General features: G+C 37.8%; 4 protein-coding genes. 3 read left to right on the forward strand and 1 reads right to left on the reverse strand.

Annotated features, from left to right (window positions below):
* Window positions 1–341: 341 nt before the first annotated feature.
* From mprA to emrB, 3 genes are all read left to right on the forward strand, one after another.
* Window positions 342–869 (forward strand): transcriptional repressor MprA, encoded by a 528-nt coding sequence (mprA, locus tag BHE89_RS08970; RefSeq protein WP_069370029.1) that lies wholly within the window; start codon window positions 342–344, stop codon window positions 867–869.
* A gap of 192 nt (window positions 870–1,061) precedes the next feature.
* On the forward strand, window positions 1,062–2,240 hold the full coding sequence (gene emrA / locus BHE89_RS08975; protein WP_069370028.1) for a multidrug efflux MFS transporter periplasmic adaptor subunit EmrA: 1,179 nt from the start codon (window positions 1,062–1,064) through the stop codon (window positions 2,238–2,240).
* 15 nt (window positions 2,241–2,255) lie between these two features.
* On the forward strand, window positions 2,256–3,773 hold the full coding sequence (gene emrB, locus BHE89_RS08980; RefSeq protein ID WP_069370027.1) for a multidrug efflux MFS transporter permease subunit EmrB: 1,518 nt from the start codon (window positions 2,256–2,258) through the stop codon (window positions 3,771–3,773).
* A gap of 93 nt (window positions 3,774–3,866) precedes the next feature.
* Here the strand turns inward: emrB and BHE89_RS08985 are convergent, their stop codons facing one another.
* Window positions 3,867–5,030: a tRNA/rRNA methyltransferase gene (locus tag BHE89_RS08985; RefSeq protein WP_069370026.1), complete on the reverse strand. Its 1,164-nt coding sequence runs from the start codon at window positions 5,028–5,030 to the stop codon at window positions 3,867–3,869.
* Window positions 5,031–5,311: the final 281 nt, after the last annotated feature.

The raw sequence follows: 5,311 nt of genomic DNA on the forward strand, positions 1-5,311 counted from the left end.
ATTTCATTTCAATACTATAAACATAGTAACAAATGATAGTAATAATAAAATTTATTACGTGTTTTATCGTAAAAAAATGATCCCTTTTTTTCGCAAATAGACTACTATTCATTGTCAGATAAGTGATAAATTGATTTTATTAACTTATTGCAAAGAGATAAGTACCTATCCTTTTTTTTTTGTGTTATCATTCAGAAAATTTTATGAATCAGGTAACATAATCAAAAAAAAACATAGTGACTATAAATAATAAAAATTGCTAAATTGTGTGTTTAATATACCATTTAACATGTTGATAACAGCATTATCCTAATTTTTCGAAACTAACAAGGTGTCTAAAAATGGAAAGCTCATTTACGCCAACAGAAGAATTACTAAACACTCGCGCTACACAACAGAAATCGCTTAACAAAGATATTCCTTATCAAGAAATATTGTTAACTCGTCTTTCTATGCATGTTCAAAGCAAGCTTCTTGAAAGTCGTAATAATATGTTGAAGTCTCAGGGCATTAACGAGACATTATTTATGGCACTAATGATTTTAGATACGACAGAAAATCGTAGTATTCAACCATCAGAATTAAGTGCAGCTTTAGGTTCTTCAAGAACAAATGCAACGCGTATTGCTGATGAGCTTGAAAAACAAGGTTGGATTGAACGTCGTGAAAGCCATAATGACCGCCGTTGTTTACATCTCCATTTAACTGATGCTGGTGAAGAGTTTTTAAATAGCTTATTACCCCCGCAACATCAGTGTTTAAAACAAATTTGGTCTGTATTAGATCAATCGGAACAAAAACAGCTTGAGACACTAATGCGTAAGTTATTATTACAATTAGATACGTTAGCTGAAAAAGATTGTGAATAAGTAGCATAATAAATAGTTTTATTGATCTAATCCTATTTACGCCATAAATCGGCAAACATACTTACCCATTAGCATTTATAATTTACCTTCACGCTAATAATTATTCTAAGATTGACTTTATAATTATGTTTCCAGTTTTAAAACTGGAAACATAGCTAATGATGTTTTTCTGGTTCTATGGAGATCTTCTAAATGAGTGTTAATGAGGAAAATATCCCCCCTCAGGCTCCCATTCGCAATAAAAAACGAACTCGCCGAAATGTTCTACTGTTGCTAACTATTCTATTTATTATTGCTGGTGCAGCTTATACAGCTTATTGGTTTATGGTGTTAAGACATCATGAAACAACAGATAATGCTTATGTAACAGGCAATCAAATCATGGTGATGCCACAGATTTCTGGTTCTGTTACCACTGTTTATGTGGATAACACCGATTTTGTAAAAGCCGGTGACCCCTTAGTTTTATTAGATTCAAGTGATGAAAAACTGGCACTAGAAAAAGCAAAAACAGCATTAGCGAATAGTGTTCGCCAAATGCATCAACAAATCATCAACGGTCGTCAATTAAAAGCAAACATCGTTTTACGCGAAACAGAACTCACTAAATTACAAAATGATCTTCGTCGCCGTGAGGTTTTAGGCGAACGCAATGTTATTGGTAAAGAAGAACTTCAACATGCAAGAGAAGCGGTTTCCACCGCAAGAGCGGCTTTAGACGTTGCAAAAGAGCAATATAATGCTAATCAGGCAATTATCTTAAACACGCCAATTGCAAAACAACCCTCTGTTTTGCAAGCATCAACCGATGTTCGTAATGCATGGCTGGCCTTAGAACGCACTAAAATTTTAAGTCCAACAGATGGTTATGTTTCACGTCGTAGTGTTCAAGTTGGTGCGCAAGTCTCACCAGGTAAACCGTTAATGGCTGTTATTCCTATAACGGGTATGTGGATTGATGCCAATTTTAAAGAAACACAGCTCGCCAATATGCGTATTGGTCAACCAGCAAAGATCACAACTGATTTTTATGGGAAAAAAGTGATTTATCACGGTACTGTATTAGGTTTAGATATGGGGACTGGTAGTGCTTTCTCATTATTACCTGCGCAAAATGCCAGTGGTAACTGGATAAAAGTTGTTCAACGCTTACCTGTTCGTATTTCATTAGATGAAAAAGAATTAGCTGAAAAACCATTGCGTATAGGGCTTTCTTCTGAAGTGACTGTTGATACGATTAACCTTGATGGAAAAGTATTATCACACAGCGAGCGCCAACAACCTGCTTACCATACGGATGTTTTAACTATTGAGATGTCAGAGATTAATAAACTGATCAATGAAATCATTGAACAAAATGCGGGACAATAAAGGCGAGGTGTAAAGGTGATCAAAGAGCCATTACAAGGAGGAAAACTTGCCTTAATGACCATCGCTCTTGCGTTGGCAACCTTTATGCAAGTTCTCGATTCTACAATCGCTAACGTAGCCATTCCAACTATTGCAGGAAACTTAGGTGCTTCTAACTCACAGGGAACTTGGGTTATTACCTCTTTTGGTGTGGCGAATGCTATTTCTATCCCAATTACAGGTTGGTTAGCAAAACGTATTGGTGAAGTTCGACTCTTTATGTGGTCAACGGCACTTTTTGCGTTAACCTCTTGGCTTTGTGGAATCTCACAAAGCCTTGAAATGCTTATTTTCTTTCGTGTGCTTCAAGGTTTAGTTGCCGGACCGCTTATTCCTTTATCTCAAAGTTTGTTATTGAATAACTATCCACCAGCAAAACGAAATATGGCACTTGCCCTATGGTCTGTGACCATTGTTGTTGCGCCGATTTTAGGGCCTATTTTAGGTGGTTACATCAGTGATAACTATCATTGGGGATGGATATTTTTTATTAACGTTCCATTTGGTGTGTTGATTATTATGTGTATATCAAACACCTTAGCAGGACGCGAAACAAAAACTGAAATTAAGCCCATCGATACTATTGGTCTTGTTTTACTCGTTGTAGGTATAGGCGCTTTACAAATCATGCTCGATCAGGGTAAAGAGCTCGATTGGTTTAATTCGACAGAAATTATCGTCCTCGCCATTGTTGCTGTGGTTGCACTTAGCTTCTTAATTGTTTGGGAGTTAACAGATGATCACCCAGTGATAGACCTTTCACTCTTTAAAAGCCGAAACTTTACCATTGGTTGTGTCACTCTCAGCCTCGCCTATATGATCTATTTTGGTACTATCGTTTTATTGCCACTGCTTTTACAAGAAGTCTTTGGCTATACAGCAACATGGGCAGGATTAGCATCAGCATCAGTTGGTTTATTACCTTTAATAATCACTCCGATTATAGGTAAGTTTGGTGGTAAAGTGGATTTACGCTATATCATCAGCTTCAGCTTTATTATGTTTTCTGTCTGTTTTTATTGGCGAGCCTATACCTTCGAGCCAGGAATGGATTTTGCCACTGTGGCGTGGCCTCAATTCTGGCAAGGTTTAGCTGTTGCATGTTTCTTTATGCCATTAACCACAATGACATTATCTGGATTACCGCCAGAAAAAATGGCATCAGCATCAAGTCTTTCAAACTTTTTAAGAACATTAGCTGGGGCAATTGGTGCATCATTAACCACAACAATTTGGACACAAAGAGAGTCACTTCACCATGAAACCTTTGTAGAAAAAATTAATCCGCTCGATCCTGATTCTCAAATGGCGTACCAACAAATGAATGATCTTGGTCTTTCCAATGAACAAGCATCAGCCTATTTGGCAAGGACGATCACAGAGCAAGGTTTAATTATTTCAGCCAATGAGATTTTTTGGTTAGCGGCAGGTATTTTTCTCATCATGATGATCGTGGTTTGGTTTGCTAAACCGCCATTTACACCAGGAAAATAATGTATTAGTACCGCTCTTATCAATAAAAATCCCGCTTAAAAATCATATTATTAAGCGGGATTTTTTATATTATTCTTTAAAGTAATAAAACGATTAGCCTTGGTGTTGACGCCACCATTCCGCTAATAATACACCAGAAGCCACAGAGACGTTTAAGCTTTCAACATGCCCTGTTCCACCGATGTAAATACTCATATCACCTTGATTTAAGGTACTTTCACTTAGGCCATCTTTCTCTTGACCCAAGATAAGAACCATTTTCGCTGGTAATTGTACTTTTGATAATGGCACACTGCCTTTATGGCTTGAGGTTGCCACCAGCGTATAACCCGCTTTTTTAAATTTATCTAACGTTTGAGCAAAGTTATCAGCATCAATACCTTGGATATATTCAGCACCACCTTCTGCGGTACGCACAGCTGCACCCGATTCTAATACAGCAGAATCAGGAGAGATAACACCTTTTATACCAAAGTGCGCACAACTACGCATAATTGCACCAACGTTATGTGGATTTCCCACATCTTCAAGTGCTAATACGCAATCATGTTCAGGTGCATCTTTCAGATAGGTTTCTGCATCATGGCCGACACGTTTTTTAATTAAGAAGCATACGCCACCATGGTGATCAGTACGAGCGGCTTTGACCATCTCTTCTTCTTCAACAACGTGATAGGCTTTACGGTTTGCTGCCATCCATTTTAGTGCATCACGAAAACGTGGTGTCACATCTTGTAAAAACCAAGCGCGAACAATGGCATCAGGACGATTTTTAAACATTGCCTGACAAGCATTTTCACCATAAATACGTGTTTCTTCTAAACGTTGGCGGCGCAACTGTTCAGGATCGATTTGGCTCTTACCGGTAATGCCATCGTGCTCTTTAATTGCCTCTTCACCTGCTGGGCGAGAAATCGTTTTCCATGGAGAAAAACTTCCGCCTTCGCTATCGCGAGAAGGTTTTGATTCATTACGTGACGCGCCACGCCCTGAAGGCTTACCTGCACCGCGGTCATCACGACGAGAAAATTTGTTATCACCACGTCTGTTATCACGATTTTTATCATCGCGGTTATCACCACGTCTATTATCACGATTTTTGTCGTCACGGTTATTACCGCGTTTATTATCACGGCTATCACCACGACCATTTTCAGGACGGCGGGATGGTTTTTTAGGTTTATTATCGGCATTGTCCTCACTGCGGACATACATCACTTTTACTTTGCCGTTTTTACCTTCATAAGAATCGTTCATTTGTCTCTCCAACTGCAATAGGGGCGCAGATTACATGATAGTTTAGCAACTGTCACCGAGAGAATCACGCAGAGTAAGAGATAAACCTATATCAAAAAAAACCTCTCTTTAAAAATAAGATTAGATTTAACTTTTTTTTAATAAAAAAATAATCGATATATCAATATGTAAGAAAGTTATTCATTACTAAATTTAACAAAACAAAAAAAGTGTATCCATGATCAATTTTTTCCTAAAATCATGATTAAATGTGGCTTGCTCTTCATCACTCTGGCTAAGAA

Origin of the sequence: Shigella sp. FC1967 (assembly GCF_001743005.1) — a bacterium.
In the GTDB taxonomy this organism is placed as follows: Bacteria; Pseudomonadota; Gammaproteobacteria; order Enterobacterales; family Enterobacteriaceae; genus Proteus.